General features: G+C 28.3%; 2 protein-coding genes. One reads left to right on the top strand and one right to left on the bottom strand.

The features are described 5' to 3' along the window. Positions 1-228: 228 nt before the first annotated feature. On the top strand, positions 229-1,437 hold the full coding sequence (gene clpX / locus EPJ72_RS08590; protein WP_147731763.1) for an ATP-dependent Clp protease ATP-binding subunit ClpX: 1,209 nt from the start codon (positions 229-231) through the stop codon (positions 1,435-1,437). Between the two features lie 40 nt (positions 1,438-1,477). Here the strand turns inward: clpX and EPJ72_RS13050 are convergent. Next, on the bottom strand, positions 1,478-1,680 hold a 203-nt coding region (locus EPJ72_RS13050; protein ID WP_158636870.1), incomplete at its 5' end, for an IS3 family transposase.

The following is a 1,680-nucleotide window of genomic DNA, read 5'->3' as shown; positions in this document are numbered from 1 at the left end:
AATTAAAAGAATATACACATTTTTATAACAATCAAAGATTGATTTCTTCTTTATTGTATATTACAATCAAAGAAAGAATCAAAAATATTATAGCAAGTAAAAGTACAATATCTATGGCTCCATGACAATAAAATTAATAATTTCTATTGAAATAGTTTTATTTTAGTATAGAATGTATTAACTTGATTAAAATTTTATATAATATTAAAGAATAAAGTTGGAACATATATGTCTAAAAAAACTAATAAAGAAGCATGTGCTTTATGCGGAAGAGAATTAAAGGAATTAAGCAGGTATATAGAAGGAAATGAGGGGTATTTATGCTCTGATTGTTCTGCTATAGCAAACGATTATTTTAATGCTCATAGCAGTCAAAAAACTAATAATAAAAAATATGATATAAAAATACTACCTCCAAAAGAGATTAAAGCTTTACTTGACCAGTATGTTATAGGTCAGGATTATGCCAAAAAGATATTATCTGTTGCTGTGTATAATCATTATAAGAGAATAATGCAAGACAGCACTAATAATGATGTTGAAATAGAGAAATCTAATGTACTTTTGATAGGACCTACAGGAAGTGGAAAAACTTTACTTGCACGCACTTTGGCTAAGGCTTTGAATGTGCCTTTTGCTATTGCTGATGCTACTACTGTTACAGAAGCTGGATATGTGGGTGATGATGTTGAGAATATACTTCTTCGCCTTATACAAAATGCTGATGGAGATGTAAAATTAGCAGAAAAAGGAATAATATATATAGATGAAATAGACAAAATATCTCGTAAAAGTGAATCTCGTTCTATTACAAGAGATGTTTCTGGAGAAGGTGTTCAGCAGGCTTTATTAAAAATAATAGAGGGAACAATATCAAGTGTTCCTCCTTATGGCGGAAGAAAGCATCCACATCAAAATAATATAGATATAAATACTTCTAATATACTTTTTATATGTGGTGGAGCTTTTATAGACATAGAAAAATCCATTGCAGAACGTACTTCAAAAAAGGGGCTTGGTTTTGCTGCTGAAGTTAATTCTATGGAAAACTTGGAATATGATGAGATAATGAATCATATTGCAACTGAGGATTTAGTAAAGTTTGGACTTATACCAGAGCTTATAGGAAGACTTCCTGTTGTCGCTACTTTACAAGAGCTTAAAGAAGATGATTTAATTAGAATATTAAAAGAGCCTAAAAACTCACTCATTAAACAATATAAAAAATTATTTGAATATGATAATGTTGATTTGAGTTTTGATGACGATGCTTTAAAAGTGATAGTAAAAAAGGCAATGGAAGAGCATACAGGAGCGAGAGGATTAAGGGCTTTATTTGAAAAGGTAATGCTTGATTCAATGTATGATTTGCCTTCTGATAAAAAGTCTATCAAAATAAAAAAAGAATATGTTGAAGAGAAACTAAATATACACTGAAAATTTTTGAGTTTTTATTTAAAATAAATTATATATAATGTCATGGAGCCATAGATATTGTACTTTTACTTGCTATAATATTTTTGATTCTTTCTTTGATTGTAATATAACCTAGCGAAGAAATCAATCTTTGATTGTTATAAAAATGTGTATATTCTTTTAATTTTTCTCTCAATAATTCTACTGTGATATTTTTATTTAATCGTGAATAAAATTCTCTTTCGTCTATGCCGTGTACTCTTT

This window comes from Brachyspira pilosicoli (genome assembly GCF_008016535.1).
In the GTDB taxonomy this organism is placed as follows: Bacteria; Spirochaetota; Brachyspiria; order Brachyspirales; family Brachyspiraceae; genus Brachyspira; species Brachyspira pilosicoli_A.
This window is presented reverse-complemented; position numbering and strand designations above follow the sequence as displayed.

Coding starts and splice junctions, on each gene's coding strand:
- clpX (WP_147731763.1), top strand. CDS start 229: ATGTCTAAAAAAACTAATAAAGAAGCATGTGCTTTATGCGGAAGAGAA.